This window comes from Virgibacillus sp. 7505, assembly GCF_002272135.1.
Classification (GTDB): Bacteria; Bacillota; Bacilli; order Bacillales; family Amphibacillaceae; genus Terribacillus.
In genome coordinates, this window is sequence record NZ_NPBF01000302.1 from 1 (window position 1) to 237 (window position 237).

At 45.1% G+C, this 237-nt stretch carries 1 pseudogene; it reads left to right on the forward strand.

Going from position 1 to position 237, the window contains the following annotated elements:
• Nucleotides 1-112: 112 nt before the first annotated feature.
• Nucleotides 113-237, forward strand: a pseudogene (locus CHH91_RS19065) (PTS fructose transporter subunit IIB); the annotation flags it as partial.

Consider the following 237-nt stretch of genomic DNA (forward strand, 5'->3'; position numbering starts at 1 on the left):
CTAAAGTGGCCGGGGCGCTTGCCCGTGATGAGGTATGTACGGCATTGCTTGAATCAAACTCAAAAGAAGACATTATACAGGCATTTCCTTTTGATGAACAGGAGGGAGAATCATGAAAATTGTTGGTGTTGCGGCTTGTACGGCAGGGATTGCCCATACATTTTTAGCGAAAGAAAAGCTTGTAAAAGCGGCACAAGAAGCAGGGCACGAAGTAAAGATTGAAACACAAGGGACGAT